We start from the raw sequence: 17,307 nt of genomic DNA on the forward strand, positions 1-17,307 counted from the left end.
GTTTTTTAGGGATAACCATTTATTAATATAAATCTCTTAAATACTTTCCTACCGAGCCGAAATCACTCATACTTCCTTTGATATCTATATTGCCATGTCCATCTACATATTTTTCTAATTTGCGTTTTACACGTTGCAGTGCATTATCTATGGATTTTACATGACGATGAAGTTCTACTGCAATTTCTTGATACGATTTACCATCAAGATAAGCCATCAAAACTTTCCATTCCAAATCACTCAAAAGTTTTTCCATTTTATCTTCAATGTCTAAAAACTCTTCCCTATGTATCATCATTTCTTCTGGGTCAATCACTACAGAACCTGAGATTACATCTAATAGCGTTCTGTCTGATTCTTCATCATAAATTGGTTTATTTAATGATACATACGAATTGAGTGGTATGTGTTTTTGTCTTGTAGCCGTTTTCACTGCCGTAATAATTTGTCTCGTTATACACATTTCAGCAAAAGCTCTAAACGAAGACTGCTTATCATTACGAAAATCGCGAACGCCTTTGTATAAACCAATCATCCCTTCTTGAATGATATCTTCTCGGTCCGCACCGATTAAGAAATAAGCACGTGCTTTAACTCGGACTAAATTGCGATATTTTTTTATTAAAAAATCCAGTGCGACATCATCGTGCTTTTCTTTGATTTGTGCAACAATTTCTTCATCAGACATCTGTTCTAAATGATTAATCTTAGCTTCTAAATCTTTACTATTTTCCATTACCATCGCACTTTTCTCCTAAACAATAAAAACTTGCTACCTTAATTAAATTCATTTAAATTCCTTATATGACATAAAAAATTATGTATTTATATCCAAAATTATATCATTGATTTTATTATACAGTCAAGGAGACAAATGCCACCTTAATTGTATATATAATTTAGTTAATATTACTGCAAATTCATATCTTATTTGTTATAATTATTATTATCTTGAGCAATTATATAATACAACAAATTGCAAAAAACTGCAAAAAGTTCTTTAAAATATTTTTAGAAAGGATACATTATTTATGTTAATTTTAGCTTCCGCTTCGCCACGTCGTAGTGAACTCTTGAAACAAATTGATTGTAAATTTGTTTGTCGTCCTACAGATTGTGCAGAAATTTCTCCATTACAAGAAAATAATCCTGAAGAACTTGTAAAACAGAATGCTATTTTAAAAGCAACAGCAGCTGTTATTGCTGAAAATAAAGATGAAGTCATTTTAGGAGCTGATACTATAGTCGCTTATTACGGTCAAATTTATGGTAAGCCAAAAGATGATGATGAAGCTTATTTTATGTTAAAAAATTTATCTGGCCATACTCATCAAGTTTATACAGGTATAGCTCTTGTATGTGGTGAAAAAATCTATTATGATGTAGCTGTGACAGATGTTACTATGAAAGAATTAACCGATGCGGAAATACATTCATATATAAAATCTGGCGAACCGCATGGCAAAGCTGGTGCATATGCTATTCAAGGTCTTGCTAGTGTATTTATAAAAAAAATAAATGGTTGTTATTTTAATGTAGTTGGCTTACCACTTAGTTGCTTATATGATTTAGCTAAGAAAGCTGATGTAAAACTATGACGATAATGGTGAAAGACTTACCCGATGAAGAAAAACCGCGTGAAAAACTATTAACTTTCGGTGCAAAATGCTTGAGTAATATGGAATTATTGGCGATTTTGCTTCATTCAGGTACTAGAAAAAAATCTGTGCTAGAACTCGCACAAGAAATTTTATCTACCTATAAAAATGAAGGATTAGCTTCTATTGTAAATATTCCACCAAGTGAATTAAAGCAAATCAGTGGAATGGGAAGCGCAAAAACGGCTACACTTTTAGCAGCTATTGAGCTTGGTTTGCGTCTTGCTAAAAAACCTGCAAGTAATAAATATACTATAAAAACGCCTAGTGATGTAGCAAATTATGCTATGCCTCGATTGCGTTATGAAAAGCGTGAGCATTTTGCAATTTTGCTTTTAGATACAAAAAATCAAGTCATTTCGTTTCCCGATATATCCATCGGTAGTTTGAATGCTTCTATTGTTCATCCGCGTGAAGTCTTTCGCTGTGCTATAGCAAATTGTGCTTCTAGTATCATCTTAGTTCACAATCATCCTAGCGGTGACCCAACACCTAGCAGAGAGGATATTAATGTAACTTTACGCCTTATAAAATCAGGGAAAATCTTGGATATCGAAATTCTTGACCATATTATTATTGGAGATAATAAATATACTAGCTTAAAACAAGAAGGTATGATAAAATAGATATTCAGATTGTAATTATTGTAATCTATGAAGGGAGTAAATTTTTAACATGAAGTGGAATTTATTTGGTGGTTTTTCCCAAGACATCGGTATCGATTTAGGAACAGCCAATACTTTAGTACATTTAAAAGGAAAAGGTATTGTGCTTCGTGAACCATCTGTTGTTGCTATCCGAAAAGATACTGGCGCAGTTTTAGCTGTTGGTTCTGATGCCAAAGGCATGATTGGCCGTACTCCTGGCAACATTGTAGCTATTCGACCAATGAAAGACGGTGTCATTGCTGATTTTGAAGTAACTCAAGCAATGTTGAAATATTTTATAAATAAAGCTAGAAATGGCTCTTCCTTTAGCAAACCACGCGTTGTTATTGGCGTTCCTTCTGGCGTTACTGAAGTTGAAAAAAGAGCTGTTGTAGATGCAGCTATTCAAGCTGGCGCTAGAGAAGCTTTCTTAATTGAAGAACCAATGGCAGCAGCAATTGGTGCAGGTTTACCTGTAGAAGAAGCAACTGGCAGTATGGTTGTAGATATCGGTGGCGGTACTACAGAAATTGCTGTTATTTCACTTGGCGGTATCGTTACTAGCTGTTCTATTCGTGTAGCTGGTGATGCACTTGATAGCGCAATCATTCAGTATATCAAACGCAAATACAATTTAATGATTGGTGAACGTACTGCTGAAGAAATTAAAATGACTATTGGTAATGCCATGGTTAGCGATGACATGGAACAAGATTTTGAAATCAGAGGTCGTGACCTCGTTAGTGGTTTACCAAAAACACTCACTATTCATGCTGATGAAATTACAGAAGCATTAAAAGACCCAGTAAGAAAAATCGTTGATGTTGTAAAAATGACACTCGAAAGAACACCACCAGAACTTGCTGCTGATATTTTAGACCGTGGCATCATGCTCACAGGTGGCGGAGCACTTTTACACAACCTCGATAAAGTTCTTTCTCAGGAAACTGGTATGCCAGTAATCATTGCCGAAGACCCATTGTCTTGCGTTGGTGAAGGTACTGGAAAATCTTTGGAAAATATTAATTTACTCAATAATGTAATTTTGAGTGATAAGAAGTTGAATAAATAATGAAAATTCCTTCCAATAATAATAATTTTTCTGCCAAACGGCTTTTGGTTGTCATCTTTGTTGTTATCAGTGTTTTATGTATTATATTTTTTGCGGCAATCAGTCGCTTTAATACACCACTTGCACACGCTATTGTTATAAATGTACTTGCTCCATTTCAATCAGTTACAAGTGCTGTTTCGGGTAAAATTTCCGCTTTTGGAGATTATGTTCATGACGTATTTTATGTATATGACCAAAATAGAGAATTAAAAGCAGAAAATGATGATTTAAAGTCGAAAGTAACTCGTGCAGCTGAACTTGAATCTGAAAATGCTCGTTTGAGTCAATTGCTTAACTATCGTACAAATACACCGCAGTTTGATTTATTACCTGCAACAGTAATCGGTAGAAATAGTTCTACATGGAGTAATCACATTATTATTAATCGTGGTAGTAATGATGGCGTAGATAAAAATATGACGGTTGTAACACCAGATGGTTTAGTTGGCACTATTCATGAAGCATATCCAGCATATTCTGAAGTAGAATTAATCACTGACCCAAGAAGTGCAGTCGGCGCTATAGTGCAACGTGCTGATTCTCGCCTGGCAGGGGTTGTCAAAGGAACGGCAGATTCATCTTCTGCTATCAATATGACAAACATACCACAGAATGCAAATATTGTTGAAGGTGATATCATCGTAACATCTGGTTTTGGTGGTATGTATCCAAAAGGAATTGTAATTGGTACTGTAACTTCTTTGAAAAATGATATTGGTGGACTTTTACAATACGCAGTATTATATCCAGCTGTAGATTTCCAAAAATTAGAAGATGTTGCCGTTATTACTAACTATCGTGAACCAGTATCTGCGTTGCCGCCTCAACCTCAAGCTCCAACTCAACCAGCAGCAAATGCTCAACCGGCTCCAGCAACAAATCAAAATCAAGGTGAAGCTAAATGAAAACATTAATTCCTTGGTTTTTAATGCTGTTTGTAGCGTACATACTTCAATCAGCATTTTTCAATATTTTTTCATACAATGGTATTACAGTTGATTTAGTTTTGTTAATAACTATTTTCTTTGGTATTTTCTATGATAAATATGCTATTTTGTATGGCTTTTGTGCAGGATTATTTCTTGACTTAGCGTCCGGTTCATTTTTAGGCATACATATATTCACTTTTTTGATATTATGTATACTGATTAACCGTTTAACACAATTTATCTATAAAGAAAATATCTTCTTACCACTGGTAGCTTCGCTACTGGCAACAATTTTAAATAATGTTTTGATTGCAATTCTCATCTTTTTATTAGGTTATGATTTTAATATATGGCAAGTTTTTAATAATATTATAGTTATGCTTATTTATAATTTAATAGTTGCATATCCTGTATATTTCTTGGTCGTATATATCAATAAAAAAATACAATACTTAATAAAAAGTCAAGAATTTTAAATCGATACAATGTATATTTGATTTTTATATGATATAATTATATTAACTTTTAGGTAAGCATATTTTTATATCTGTATATTTTTAAAGAATATATCAAAATATAATTAAGACACCTAAAAAGGTGTCTTAATTTATTATATAGGAGAAAACTGTGAAATTTTGTGATAAACGTCTTAAAATTTTAGCTATTATTTTAATACTGATTATAGTTGCTCTTATCAGTCGCCTTGTTTATTTACAAATTTATCAAGGTGAATATTTTGGCAAATTAGCGGATGGAAACCGTATTCGTCTTGTTTCTACTTCGGCACCACGTGGCGTTATTTATGACCGAAATGATGTACCACTTGTAAATAATAGACCAGCTTTTACAGTAGAATTGTTACCATCACTGGAACCTGTTTCACCAGAAGTTGTTGACCGTTTAGCAAAATTATTAAATCTCAATGCTGAGGATATTAATAATAAAATAGCTAATCATTCTGGTTTTGACCCAGTAACAATAAAAGTTGATGTCACTCCAGAAATTATTTCTGTAATCGAAGAGCAACAGGATTTGTATCCTGGCGTATTCATCGATACGAAGCCTGTAAGAAATTATATTTATAAAACTGAAGGTGTACACGTTCTCGGTTATGTAAGTGAAATCAGTGATAGCGAGCTGGAAGACAAGAAAAAAAGTGGCGATGATTCTTATAAATTAGGCGATATCATCGGTAAATTTGGTTTGGAAAAATATTATGATACTTACTTACGTGGCACACCAGGTGGGGAACAAGTTGAAGTCGATGTTACAGGTAGACCTGTACAACGTCTTGGAATGAAAGAACCTGTTGCTGGCAATAATCTTCGTCTTACGATTGATTACCATCTCCAAGATGCTGCTGAAAGAGCTATGGATGAAGTACTCGGTCAAATTGGCGCACAGGCTGCTGCTGCTGTCGTATTAAATCCACAGACAGGTGAAGTTTTAGCTATGGTCAGTCGACCAAATTTTGACCCAAATTTATTTGCTCTCGGTATTTCTACAAAAGATTGGAATGTTATTAATAACAATCCACATTATCCACTTGATAATAAAGCTGTTACAGGTGAATATCCTCCAGGTTCAACATTTAAAATCATAACTGGTACAGCAGCTTTGATGGAAAAAGTTGTTACACCAGATGAACTCATTTTTGACTCTGGTCAGCACTGGATTATTCCAAAGACAAATGCAGATGGCGAAGCACTTGGTTATATCAACTTCGTACAAGCTTTAGCTCATTCAGATAACGTTTATTTCTATGAAATGGGTAATCGACTTGGCATTGACCGTTTAGCAAAGTGGGCACGTCTTTTTGGTATTGGTGAAAAGACAGGCATTGACCTTTCTTATGAGGCTTCTGGTAATGTTGCTTGTCCTGAATACAAACGTAAAGTATTTGATGAAGAATGGTATTTAGCCGAAACATTCGATGCTTCTATCGGTCAGGGCTTTACACTTGCTACACCACTTCAAATGGCAGTTGTTATGAGTGAAGCTGCAACTGGTGGTAAAAAATATAAACCGTATTTAGTACGAGATATTTTTGATTCCAATGGCAATGTAATTAAACATTTTGACCCAGTACTCGTCAGAGATTTAAACATCGACCCAGCTATAGCACAACTCGTACAGCAAGGCTTACATGAAGTTAGTACAATTGGTACAGCGGCTTCTATGTTTAGAGATTTCCCTGTGCCGATTGCAGGTAAAACAGGTACAGCTGAAAACTCTCAAGGCCGTGAACACGGTTGGTTTGTAGCTTATGGTCCATTTGATAATCCTAATATAGCAGTAGCCGTAATCGTAGAAAATGCCGGTTATGGTGCAACTTCTGCTGTGCCTATTGGTCATAAGATTTTAACAGCTGCATTTGGACTTGATAAACCACAAGACCAACAACAGCAAGCTAATGCAAATGGTAACGCTCCAGCTCAACAATAAAATAATAAATTAAAAATAATAATTTGAAGTGATTAGATGCATGAATTAATAACATTTAAAGGTACTAATAAAGGCTTACAAGTGATATTTGATAAAAGCCTTAATTTTGCTCAATTACAAGAAGCCTTAAAAAATAAATTGGCTTCTTGTACGAATTTTTTTACACCTGATACGGTTATATCATTAGAAGATTTTTCTTTCTCTGCTGAGGAAAAATCTATATTAACTGATATTTTTCAAGATTATAAGTTAAAATTAAAATTTATTCCAAAACAAGATTTAAATAAGAAATTGACTCTTCCTGATAAAATTGTCAATCGAACTGTACGCGGTGGCGAAGAAGTTACGTATAAGGGTTCGATTATCATTAATGGTAATGTAAATCCAGGTGCTAAAATCATTGCTGGCGGAAATATCGATATTCATGGCAGTTGCCGTGGCGTGGTTCATGCCGGTGCTTTTGGTGATGTGAATACATTTATTATTGCTGATAATCTTTCTCCACTACAAATTCGTATTGCTGGTTTCATAGCTCGTTGTCCAGATGATAATCCAGCAAAATCTCTGAAGGGTACAGAAAAAGCCATGATAAAAGATGGCAATATTATTTTAGAACCGTTTACTCGCTGACTTTTTGCACAAAAAGTCAATAAATATACTATAATTTTTATGAAATGAGGTGAGTTTCTGCCGCTTACTGTGCAATTAAAGTAGCAGAACTAATATATATGACTCAATCCCAAGACAATTGTAAAATTATCGTTGTTACATCTGGTAAAGGTGGTGTTGGTAAAACTACAACTACTGCTAATATCGGTGCCGGTTTAGCTATGGAAGGTTATAAAGTAGCTTTAATTGATACTGATACTGGGCTTAGAAATTTAGATTTATTGCTTGGTTTAGAAAATCGTATTATGTATGATTTAGTAGATGTAACTTCTGGTCGTGTGCCATATAAAAAAGCACTCGTTCGCCATAAAAAATATGATAAATTATTCTTATTACCAACTTCCCAGATTAAAGATAAATTAGCTGTAACACCAGAACAAGTAACAGAACTTTGCTATGAAATGAGCAAAGACTTTGATTATATTTTAATCGATTGCCCTGCTGGAATTGAGCAAGGTTTTAAAACAGCAGTAGCAGCTGCTGATATTGCTTTAATTGTTACTATGCCAGAAATTTCAGCTGTACGTGATGCGGATAAAATTATCGGTGAGCTTATGCGTGCTGGTAAAGAAAATATTTTATTAATCGTCAATAGAATTCGTCCAGCAATGGTTGAAAAAGGCGATATGCTCGATATTAATGATATAAATGATATTTTGGCTATAAAATGTATTGGTCAAATTCCTGATGATGAAGCAGTAGTTACTTCAACTAATCGTGGCGAACCTGTTATAGCTAATGAACATTCTATGGCTGGCAAAGCATATCGCAATATCACAAAACGCATTTGTGGTGAAAATGTTCCATTTATGGATTTACGTGTTAAAGAATCATTTTTTACTAGATTAAGAAAGCTGTTTTAATTAAGGAGGATTTACATGTTTGATGCTGTCTTGAAATTACTAAATAGAAATCATAAAACATCTAAAGATATCGCTAAAGACAGATTGAAAGTTGTTTTAATTCATGACCGAGCAAATATTTCTCCTGAAATTATGCAGTCTATAAAAAATGATATTATTGAAGTGATTTCTCATTATGTGGATATCGATAAAAGTGAAATGGAAATATCATTAGAAAATGATAGTGATTCCGTAGCTTTATTGGCAAATATACCGATAACACGCATAAAAAATATTCGTAGAAAATAAATTATGTAGATTGAAGACTATAATTAATAATTATAGTCTTTTTCTTTATCAGTCAATTTACCCATATATGAAAAAATGGTACAATATTAACGGTGTTAAATTTATTCCTTATTAATGAGGTATTATATTAATGAACAGATTTTATAAAAGATTAATAATCTTAATCGTATTGGTATCTGCAATTTCTGGAGGAGTAATTTATTTTACTGTAGACATCAATACATTAAAGAGTCTGACGGAATTTAATTCTTTAGCAATAATTGCAGCATTTTGTTCAATTGGTTTTGGCTTGTTTTTAGATGGTGTACGTCTTGTTCAACTTGTAAATATTTCTAATGAAAGAATTTCATTTTCGCAGGCTTTGCATGTGGTATTTGGCAATTATTTTTTAGCTCTGTTAACGCCAGGATTTAGTGGTGGCGCAATTGCTCAAGTATTATTTTTGCGGCATGCGGGTATTCCTGTTGGCAAAGCTACAGTAATCGTTATCGTTAGAACGGTTGTTTCAATTATGTTTTTAATAATGTGTATGCCATTTATTTTCATGCATGATGCGGGAGTTATTCCATGGATTTCCGATGATGTTTTAATGATAATTTCATCAGCAGCATTTTTAGGCATAATATTATTGGTTTGGTGTTTTAAACATAATTATCTTGATTATTTTGTAATTAAGATGGCGCGTCGATTATCACCTAAAAAAGCAAGAGCACTTCTTGCTTTTTATCGCGATAATAAACTGGCTTTAAAATTGTTGATTTCTTCTCCATGGAATATGTTTAAAGTTTTCTTTACATCAGGATTAAGTTTGTTATTTATTTACGGTATTGTGCCAATTTTGATGTCTAGTTTGACAGATGATTTTAATTTGGCTTTAGTTATGGGACGCATGATTATATTGAATATATTATTATATTTCTCACCAACTCCAGGTGGTTCTGGCATTGCTGAAGGTGGTTTTATTTTACTTTTTAGTTCAATGTTACCTGAAGGAACAGTTGGTATCGTTGCAGTAACATGGCGTTTATTTGCAGAATATATACCGTTTCTCATTGGTTTTTACTATACTATAAAAATTTTTGGACGCGATTTTTTAAACAAACCGCTTATAAAATAAATTACAGAAGGGATTTGTATTTTGGAAGATATTAATGAACGTATTGTATCGGGTGGAGAAATGGATATTGATAATTGGCAGTATTCGCTTCGCCCTAAAAAGCTCAATGAATATATTGGACAAGATAAAGTAAAAGAAAATCTTTCTATTTTTATTAAAGCTGCTTTAAATCGCAATGAAGCACTTGACCATGTTTTATTGTATGGCCCACCAGGTCTTGGCAAGACAACACTTGCTAATATCATAGCGAATGAATTAGGTGTTAATTTTCGCGTAACTTCTGGACCTGCTATTGAACGTTCTGGTGATTTAGCAGCTTTACTGACAAATCTTTCGGAAAAAGATGTCTTATTCATCGATGAAATACATCGCTTATCGCATAGCGTAGAAGAAGTTTTATATTCAGCTATGGAAGATTTTGCACTCGATATCATCATCGGCAAAGGCCCTAGTGCTCGTTCTATAAGATTGGATATCGCACCATTTACTTTAATCGGAGCAACGACAAAAGCTGGAGCACTAGCCTCACCACTGCGCGACCGCTTTGGCGTTATATCTCGCTTAGAATATTATTCACCGGAAGCTCTTGTATTCATAATTAAACGCTCAGCTGAAATTTTGAATATACCTATTGAAGATAGAGGAGCAATGGAAATAGCACGTCGTTCCCGTGGAACGCCACGAGTTGCAAACCGCTTATTAAAACGCGTGCGCGATTATGCACAGATAAAAGGCAATGGCATCATTACTGATGAAATAGCTGATAAAGCTTTAGCCATGTTAGAAATAGATAAAATGGGACTTGACCATATTGACCGTAATATCTTGCTCACTATGATAAAAAAATTCAATGGCGGTCCTGTAGGTTTAGAAACTCTAGCCGCTTCTGTCAGTGAAGAAACGGATACAATCGGTGATGTATATGAACCGTATTTAATGCAACTCGGTTTTATCAATCGCACACCGCGTGGCCGTGTAGTTACACCACTCGGATATAAACATTTAGGCATAGAGCCTAATAATCATCAATAAAGAAGGTTTTTCTATGAATTTATTAATGCATATGTGTTGTGGCCCTTGCGCTTGTTTTCCTGTAGAAAAACTTCGCGAAGAAGGGCATCAACTCACAGGATATTTTTTCAATCCTAATATTCATCCATATAAAGAATTTCGTCATCGTTTAACTACAGCAGAAGAATTTGCTCAAAAAGTTAATTTACCAATAGTTGTAGACAATAAATATCAACTGCGCGATTTTCTGCAAAAGGCACTTACAATTGAAAAAAATACAGATGGATTGAATTTAGATAATAGACGTTGTCGCATGTGTTATGCTTGGCGTTTGCACCAAACAGCGCTTTATGCTAAAGAACATCATTTTGATGCGTTCACTTCAACATTATTTGTCAGTCCATACCAAAATCATGAAATGATGAAAGATGTAGCTGAAAAAATCGCTAAAGTGGTGGATATCCCATTTTATTATGAAGATTTCCGCCCAGGATATGAAAGAGGCGTTGATATCAGCCTTGAATTAGAATTATATCGCCAGCCGTATTGCGGTTGTATCTTTAGCGAAGAAGAACGGTATTCAAATTCTTTTAAGAAAAAACGCCGTAAAAAATTAAAAGCAATGTACGCTCAAAAAAAGGAAGGATTAGCTGATGAGTAGACGACCAAAAATCCGTTTGACTTTAATCGATAGAAAAGGCCCTTGCGGTTGCCATCGCGGCCATAAAGTTGGCGATAGTTTCGATTTCGATACAGAACGTGGCAAACTCTGTCCTATGGCAATGCATGTAGCATTCCCATATATTGATATTTTGCGCTATGGTGGAAACATTCCCAATCAGCCAGAAGGCACAGCAGTATTTTGCTGTCCTGATGTTGATACTATTAATGTTTTTAAAATAGAAAAAGTGGAAGATTAATCATAAAGTCAGGTATTTTCATTGTTAAAAATATCTGGCTTTATTTATAATTTTATTAAAATAAGTATGTAGATTTTTAAATAAATTGCTTTTATAATGAAGGTATGTATATATCGAAGTAAAATACAAAATTATCAAATAATTAAAACGAGGAGGTTCTTTAATGAGTATTATCTTTAACGAACAAACAAAAACTTTTCATCTTACAAATAATAAGATAAGTTATATCATGAGCATTTTACCAACTGGTAATTTAATTCAATTGTATTTTGGTAAAAAAGTCCATGATAGAGCTGATTTTTCTTATTTGATTGAAACATCAGCTCGCCCAACTACTACGTATATCTCCGAAGAATACCACAATAAATACACATTTACTCATTTAAAACAGGAATACCCTGTTTACGGTACGACAGATTTTCGCCATCCTGCAATTGAAATAAAACAGGCTAATGGTAGCACTATTTCTAATTTCTGTTATAAATCTCATAGCATCAGTGCAGGTAAACCAAAACTTGCCAATCTCCCAGCAACATATACTGAAAATGATAACGAAGCTGAAACTTTAACAATCGTTTTAGAAGATGATGTTACACATGTTCAAGTAGAATTACTTTATACGCTTTTTGCTAAAGCTGGTATCATTGCGCGCAGTGCAAAAATCACTAATACAGGAATGCAAGCTGTACATTTGACAACAGCCATGAGCCTTTGCCTTGATTTGCCAGATTGTGATTATGAATGGATGCAATTTTCTGGTTCTTGGGCAAGAGAACGCCATCTTAAAGTGCGCAAATTAGAGCAGGGCATCACTTCTGTAGAAAGCACGCGCGGTGCTTCTTCACATGAACACAATCCATTTGTCATATTAAAACGTCCTTCAACTGATGAAAACAAAGGCACAGCTATCGGTTTTAGTTTAGTGTACAGTGGCAATTTCTTAGCACAAGCAGAAGTTGATACGCATGATGTAACCCGCGTTTTAATCGGCATAAATCCATTTGCTTTTGATTGGAAATTAGACCAAGGTGAACAATTCCAAACACCTGAAGCCGTAATGGTTTATACTGATAAAGGTTTAAATGATTTAAGTCAAACGTATCAAAAATTATATCAAAAACGTTTGGCAAGAGGTTATTGGCGAGATAGACCACGTCCTATTTTAATCAATAACTGGGAAGCAACGTATTTTGATTTCAATGAAGATAAACTCGTAAAAATCGCACAAAAAGCTAAAGAATGCGGTGTTGAATTATTCGTTCTCGATGATGGCTGGTTTGGCAAACGCACGAGCGATACGGCAGGGCTTGGCGATTGGACACCAAATCTCGATTTATTGCCGAATGGCATAAAGGGACTTTCTAAACGCATAGAAGAATTAGGTATGAAATTCGGTTTATGGATAGAACCCGAAATGACAAATATGAATTCTGATTTATATCGCGCGCATCCAGATTGGATTTTACATGTGCCAGAGCGTCATTCATCAGAATGTCGTCATCAATATGTGCTCGATTATTCTCGTCCAGAAGTCGTTGATTATATCTACAATATGCTTGATAAAATTTTAAGTGAAAGTCATATTTCTTATATTAAATGGGATATGAACCGCTATATTACAGAATGTTACAGCGTAAAACTTCCAGCTGATAGACAAGGTGAAGTTTTTCATAGATATATTCTCGGCGTGTATAGCCTTTATGAACGCTTAACAACGAAGTATCCTCATATTTTATTTGAATCTTGTGCTAGTGGTGGCGCTCGCTTCGACCCAGGCATTTTATATTATGCTCCGCAAGGTTGGACAAGTGATGACACTGATGCGATTGAACGATTGAAAATCCAATACGGCACTTCATATTGTTATCCGATAAGTTCTATGGGTAGCCATGTATCAGTAGTGCCGAACCATCAAATTTATCGTAATACGCCATTATATACAAGGGCAAATGTAGCGTATTTCGGCACATTCGGCTATGAACTTGATTTAAATAAATTGACTTTAGAAGAACAAGAAGACGTTAAACAGCAAATCAAATTCATGAAAAAATATCGTGAAGTCATTCAATTCGGCACATTTTATCGTTTAATAAGTCCATTTGAAAATAATGTTACAGCTTGGATGAGTGTAAGTGAAGATAAAAAGACTGTCATTGTTGGCTGGTACCGCGTATTAAACGGCATAAACCTTCCATACAGTCGCATTAAACTGCAAGGACTAAATGATGATTTTTGCTATGAAATAGAAAACACAACAAGGCAATATTTTGGTGATGAGCTTATGAATATCGGTTTAATCATCAATGACCCAAGCGCAGGGCAAGTTCAAAATGGTGGTCCTACAAGTTGTGATTTTGATTCTAAAATCTATGTGTTAAAAGCTAAATAAATAAAAAAAGTCCTGATTACCACATAATGTGGCAGTCAGGATTTTTTGATGTATTTTTATTAGTCTTCAACAGGCATTCTGGAAACGGAGCTTTCTTCAGCAATGATGTATTTTTGTTTTCTTGTGCCATACATGAAGTGATACATAACAAAGCAAATTACTGCCATGATAGCAACGAGTTCATAAATACCGTTGAAGCCGATTACAGGACGAAGTTCGCCGAGGATATATGGGCTAACGCCAAGACCTAAGTCAAGAGCAACGAAATAAGTGGAGATACCAACACCAACACGATGAGCAGGTGTTAATTTTATGCAAACAGCTTGACCATTAGACATGAATGTACCATAACCAAGACCGACGAATACACCAGATAAAAGTAATAACCATGCGGAATTTGTAATGGCAAGCATGAAAAGGCCAATTGCTAAGAAGATGAAGCATGGATACATAACGTAGTTTTCACCTTTGCGGTCAAAAATAACACCAGTCATTGGACGGGAAATTGTGATGACTACAGCATAAACTACGAAGAAGAATGTACCTGCATCTACTAAATTGATTTCTTGAGAATATGCAGCTAAAAAGCTCAATACACTTGCATAGCAGAAAGCAACCCAGAAACCAATGAAGGAAATTACAGAAACACGTTTTTCTACAAAATTATTAAAGGAAAATTTGCTGAGATGTGCTTTTTCTGCATCTGTAAGTTTAATTTCTTCAATATGAAGCATGAGGCAAGCTACAACGCATAATACAATCAAACCTACACATAATTCAATGATGGCATTAAAGCTAGTGCGTGTCATCATGAACATACCGATAAATGGGCCAACTGCTGCAGCAACGCTAGTTGAAAGACCATAATAATTGATGCCTTCACCACGGCGAGCAGGTGGTATGCAGCTAGCAATGATAGTACTTGTTGCTGTAGAAACAACACCATAAGCAAAACCATTTGTCAAACGAATTAGATACATTATAGATAAGTTCGGAATATAAAAATAAAATAAAGTTGTTACGAGATAAAGTACAATACCGCAATAAAGCATTTTTCTGCGACCAAATAATTCAATTTGTTGGCCGGCAAGTAATCTAGCGATTAATGTACCTACAATGAAAATACCAGAGGCAAGACCAGCTTCAGCAAGTGATGCATGTAAATCATTTTTGGCAACAACTGCAATTATTACCATTAGCAAATAATAAATCAAATACACGAGAAAATTTATTCCCGTATCCAAAATAAAATCTTTTGTCCATAAACTTTCTTTTGAGTAAGAACTCATAAAATTCATCTCCAATTACTTATTATCTTTATGGTGTTTTTTATTTTATACACTGTATACAATTTTGTATAGCCAAAGATATTAATGGAGCTTATAAAATAATTTGATGAGTACTCTTATTCTTTTGCTGTATTATATAGATTTAAAATGTAATCGACAAATATTTTTATACTACTTATTTTAGGATTTTCATGTTTATAAATTAAATACGCATTGAAACACAATGGTTTTTCAAGTGGATAATAGCCTGTTAATTGTCCCATTTCAGATAAAATGCGCTTAGATAAAAATGCACCAGTTTTATTACTTTTGCAGTATTGCATGATAGCATACGGCGTCGAAAGGCGTGCTTCAATATTTGGATTAATATTTATTTGTTTAAAATAATCATCAATAGCTGTTGCCATAAAATAATCTGGTGAATAGCTTGCAAATGGTATCTGTTCAATGATATCTGATGAAAACTCTTCATCTGATAAATTCAAATTAGGAGCATAATAAACAAGTTCATCTTGATAAAAAAATTCTTTAACATATCCATCTAAAGACATTTGTGGCAGTAAAAAAGATGAAGCAATATCGATTTCTCCATTTTCTAATTTGCGAAGGAGTATTTTAGCTTCTAAATTATATACATTGATATCTATATTTTTATTATGGCGCTTAAAATAACTCACATGTCTATTCATCAAGACATCACCTAAAGACATCAATGCTCCAATATTTAAAGAAACAGTTTTTCCGCTGAATTTTTGTAATTCATCAATCGCATTATTTAAATCATCTACAATTTTTATAGCTTTAGATAGAAAAAATTCGCCTTCACGCGTTAAATGGCTACCACGTGTAGAGCGAGTTATCAATTGCACACCGACAATTTCTTCTAGTTTTTTCATTTGGAAGCTAAAAGCTGATTGTGTGATATTAGCTAAACGCGCAGCCGTAGCGAAATTATGCACTTTCCCATATATAATAAAATTTTCTAATTGTTGAATACTCGGTTTTTCTCTCATATTATTCCTCAATCTTCTATTTAAAATATTTTTGATTATGATTTTCTAGTAAATTTACAATCATATTTCCTGCAATACTTTCCATAGATAAATCTATAAACTTATTGATAAAACCAGCTTTTTTCTTATCATGAATGAGTTTTACTTTTTCTAATTTAGTATCTAATTTTTGGCAAAGTAATCGCAACGCATCAGTATATGTGCCAATGCCATCAATTAAGCCGTATTTTAAGGCAGTGGCTGGTGATAAAATTCTTCCATCGAGTAGTTCATCTGCCCCTTCTTGCAACTTATTACCACGACTATTTTTTACTAAGTCAATAAAATCTTGATGACATTCATTTGATAAAGATTGAATAAAGGCGCGTTCTTCTTCACTCATATCGCGAAACATATTGCCCATATCCTTCATATTGCCTGATTTTATAGTAATCATATCAATGCCAATTTTTTCTTTAACTTTGCTCACATTCGGTATTTGCATTATGACGCCAACCGAGCCAACAATAGCCATTTTACTTGCCATGATATAATCGGCGGCACAAGCAATCATATATGCACCAGAACAACCTGTATTACCAATGGAAGCAACTACAGGTTTTTTAACGGCAATAGCTTTTATCGCTTGGTAAATTTCTTCTGAAGTTCCCGCTGCACCGCCAGGGCTATCTATGCGAAGCAATACACCGTGAATATTATCATCTATTTCGATAGTATAAAGTTTTTCTAATAAATCAAGTTGACTTTCAGATTGTTTATTAATCATAGAAGTATTCTTTGCTTTTATTTCGCCTTCTATGCTTATTACGCGAATATTCTTCTTTCTTTTTAACAAATTCATAACATACCTCTTTTGTTAATAAAAAAATTATATTTAAAAATAAATATCTTCTATTGTACCATATTTAGGTAGAAAAATTTTATTTGTAAAGTAAAAATTAATTACACATATTAA

Annotated in this window: 18 protein-coding genes; 14 read left to right on the forward strand and 4 right to left on the reverse strand. The window is 34.0% G+C overall.

The annotated features are described in order from the left end of the window. Nucleotides 1–22: 22 nt before the first annotated feature. Nucleotides 23–742, reverse strand: a complete 720-nt coding sequence (sigH, locus tag CKV65_RS02255) for an RNA polymerase sporulation sigma factor SigH (RefSeq protein WP_027889282.1) — start codon at nucleotides 740–742, stop codon at nucleotides 23–25. A 289-nt stretch (nucleotides 743–1,031) separates the two neighbouring features. On the opposite strand from sigH, the gene CKV65_RS02260 reads away from it, so the two are divergent. From CKV65_RS02260 to CKV65_RS02325, 14 genes are all read left to right on the forward strand, one after another. Then, complete coding sequence (locus CKV65_RS02260; protein ID WP_027889283.1) at nucleotides 1,032–1,598, forward strand: Maf family protein; 567 nt, start codon at nucleotides 1,032–1,034, stop codon at nucleotides 1,596–1,598. Next, the gene (gene radC, locus CKV65_RS02265) at nucleotides 1,595–2,284 is read left to right on the forward strand and encodes a RadC family protein (RefSeq protein WP_027889284.1); all 690 of its coding nucleotides are present in this window, start codon (nucleotides 1,595–1,597) and stop codon (nucleotides 2,282–2,284) included. The genes CKV65_RS02260 and radC overlap by 4 nt, the downstream gene beginning before the upstream one ends. Before the next feature lie 49 nt (nucleotides 2,285–2,333). Further along, nucleotides 2,334–3,377 (forward strand): rod shape-determining protein, encoded by a 1,044-nt coding sequence (locus CKV65_RS02270; protein ID WP_027889285.1) that lies wholly within the window; start codon nucleotides 2,334–2,336, stop codon nucleotides 3,375–3,377. Further along, on the forward strand, nucleotides 3,377–4,324 hold the full coding sequence (mreC, locus tag CKV65_RS02275; RefSeq protein WP_027889286.1) for a rod shape-determining protein MreC: 948 nt from the start codon (nucleotides 3,377–3,379) through the stop codon (nucleotides 4,322–4,324). Before CKV65_RS02270 ends, mreC begins: the two co-directional genes overlap by 1 nt. Then, nucleotides 4,321–4,824: a rod shape-determining protein MreD gene (mreD, locus tag CKV65_RS02280; protein ID WP_027889287.1), complete on the forward strand. Its 504-nt coding sequence runs from the start codon at nucleotides 4,321–4,323 to the stop codon at nucleotides 4,822–4,824. The genes mreC and mreD overlap by 4 nt, the downstream gene beginning before the upstream one ends. 151 nt (nucleotides 4,825–4,975) lie before the next feature. Further along, on the forward strand, nucleotides 4,976–6,793 hold the full coding sequence (gene mrdA / locus CKV65_RS02285; RefSeq protein WP_027889288.1) for a penicillin-binding protein 2: 1,818 nt from the start codon (nucleotides 4,976–4,978) through the stop codon (nucleotides 6,791–6,793). A gap of 36 nt (nucleotides 6,794–6,829) precedes the next feature. After that, complete coding sequence (locus tag CKV65_RS02290) at nucleotides 6,830–7,423, forward strand: septum site-determining protein MinC (protein ID WP_027889289.1); 594 nt, start codon at nucleotides 6,830–6,832, stop codon at nucleotides 7,421–7,423. Between the two features lie 98 nt (nucleotides 7,424–7,521). Then, nucleotides 7,522–8,325, forward strand: coding sequence for a septum site-determining protein MinD (gene minD, locus CKV65_RS02295; protein ID WP_027889290.1), 804 nt, complete (start codon nucleotides 7,522–7,524; stop codon nucleotides 8,323–8,325). Nucleotides 8,326–8,340: 15 nt separating this feature from the next. Further along, entirely contained in the window at nucleotides 8,341–8,613 is a 273-nt protein-coding gene (gene minE / locus CKV65_RS02300) for a cell division topological specificity factor MinE (protein WP_027889291.1), read from the forward strand. A 130-nt stretch (nucleotides 8,614–8,743) separates the two neighbouring features. After that, complete coding sequence (locus CKV65_RS02305; RefSeq protein ID WP_027889292.1) at nucleotides 8,744–9,730, forward strand: lysylphosphatidylglycerol synthase transmembrane domain-containing protein; 987 nt, start codon at nucleotides 8,744–8,746, stop codon at nucleotides 9,728–9,730. Between the two features lie 30 nt (nucleotides 9,731–9,760). Continuing rightward, nucleotides 9,761–10,762, forward strand: coding sequence for a Holliday junction branch migration DNA helicase RuvB (ruvB, locus tag CKV65_RS02310; protein WP_027889293.1), 1,002 nt, complete (start codon nucleotides 9,761–9,763; stop codon nucleotides 10,760–10,762). A gap of 13 nt (nucleotides 10,763–10,775) precedes the next feature. Beyond that, nucleotides 10,776–11,402, forward strand: coding sequence for an epoxyqueuosine reductase QueH (locus CKV65_RS02315; RefSeq protein ID WP_027889294.1), 627 nt, complete (start codon nucleotides 10,776–10,778; stop codon nucleotides 11,400–11,402). Next, nucleotides 11,395–11,661, forward strand: coding sequence for a TIGR04076 family protein (locus CKV65_RS02320; RefSeq protein WP_027889295.1), 267 nt, complete (start codon nucleotides 11,395–11,397; stop codon nucleotides 11,659–11,661). Before CKV65_RS02315 ends, CKV65_RS02320 begins: the two co-directional genes overlap by 8 nt. A 163-nt stretch (nucleotides 11,662–11,824) precedes the next feature. Continuing rightward, nucleotides 11,825–14,050, forward strand: a complete 2,226-nt coding sequence (locus tag CKV65_RS02325) for an alpha-galactosidase (protein WP_027889296.1) — start codon at nucleotides 11,825–11,827, stop codon at nucleotides 14,048–14,050. Nucleotides 14,051–14,109: 59 nt separating this feature from the next. On the opposite strand, the gene CKV65_RS02330 is transcribed toward CKV65_RS02325, so the two are convergent. The 3 genes from CKV65_RS02330 to sppA all read right to left on the reverse strand — a co-directional run bounded on the left by CKV65_RS02330 (nucleotide 14,110) and on the right by sppA (nucleotide 17,193). Beyond that, nucleotides 14,110–15,339 (reverse strand): MFS transporter, encoded by a 1,230-nt coding sequence (locus tag CKV65_RS02330; RefSeq protein ID WP_027889297.1) that lies wholly within the window; start codon nucleotides 15,337–15,339, stop codon nucleotides 14,110–14,112. A gap of 116 nt (nucleotides 15,340–15,455) precedes the next feature. Next, on the reverse strand, nucleotides 15,456–16,352 hold the full coding sequence (locus CKV65_RS02335; RefSeq protein WP_027889298.1) for a LysR family transcriptional regulator: 897 nt from the start codon (nucleotides 16,350–16,352) through the stop codon (nucleotides 15,456–15,458). Nucleotides 16,353–16,368: 16 nt separating this feature from the next. Further along, nucleotides 16,369–17,193 carry a signal peptide peptidase SppA gene (gene sppA / locus CKV65_RS02340; RefSeq protein WP_051177554.1) on the reverse strand — a complete coding sequence of 275 codons (825 nt, stop codon included), beginning with the start codon at nucleotides 17,191–17,193 and terminating at the stop codon, nucleotides 16,369–16,371. Nucleotides 17,194–17,307 lie beyond the last annotated feature (114 nt).

The organism is Megamonas hypermegale, from assembly GCF_900187035.1.
GTDB lineage: Bacteria > Bacillota > Negativicutes > Selenomonadales > Selenomonadaceae > Megamonas > Megamonas hypermegale.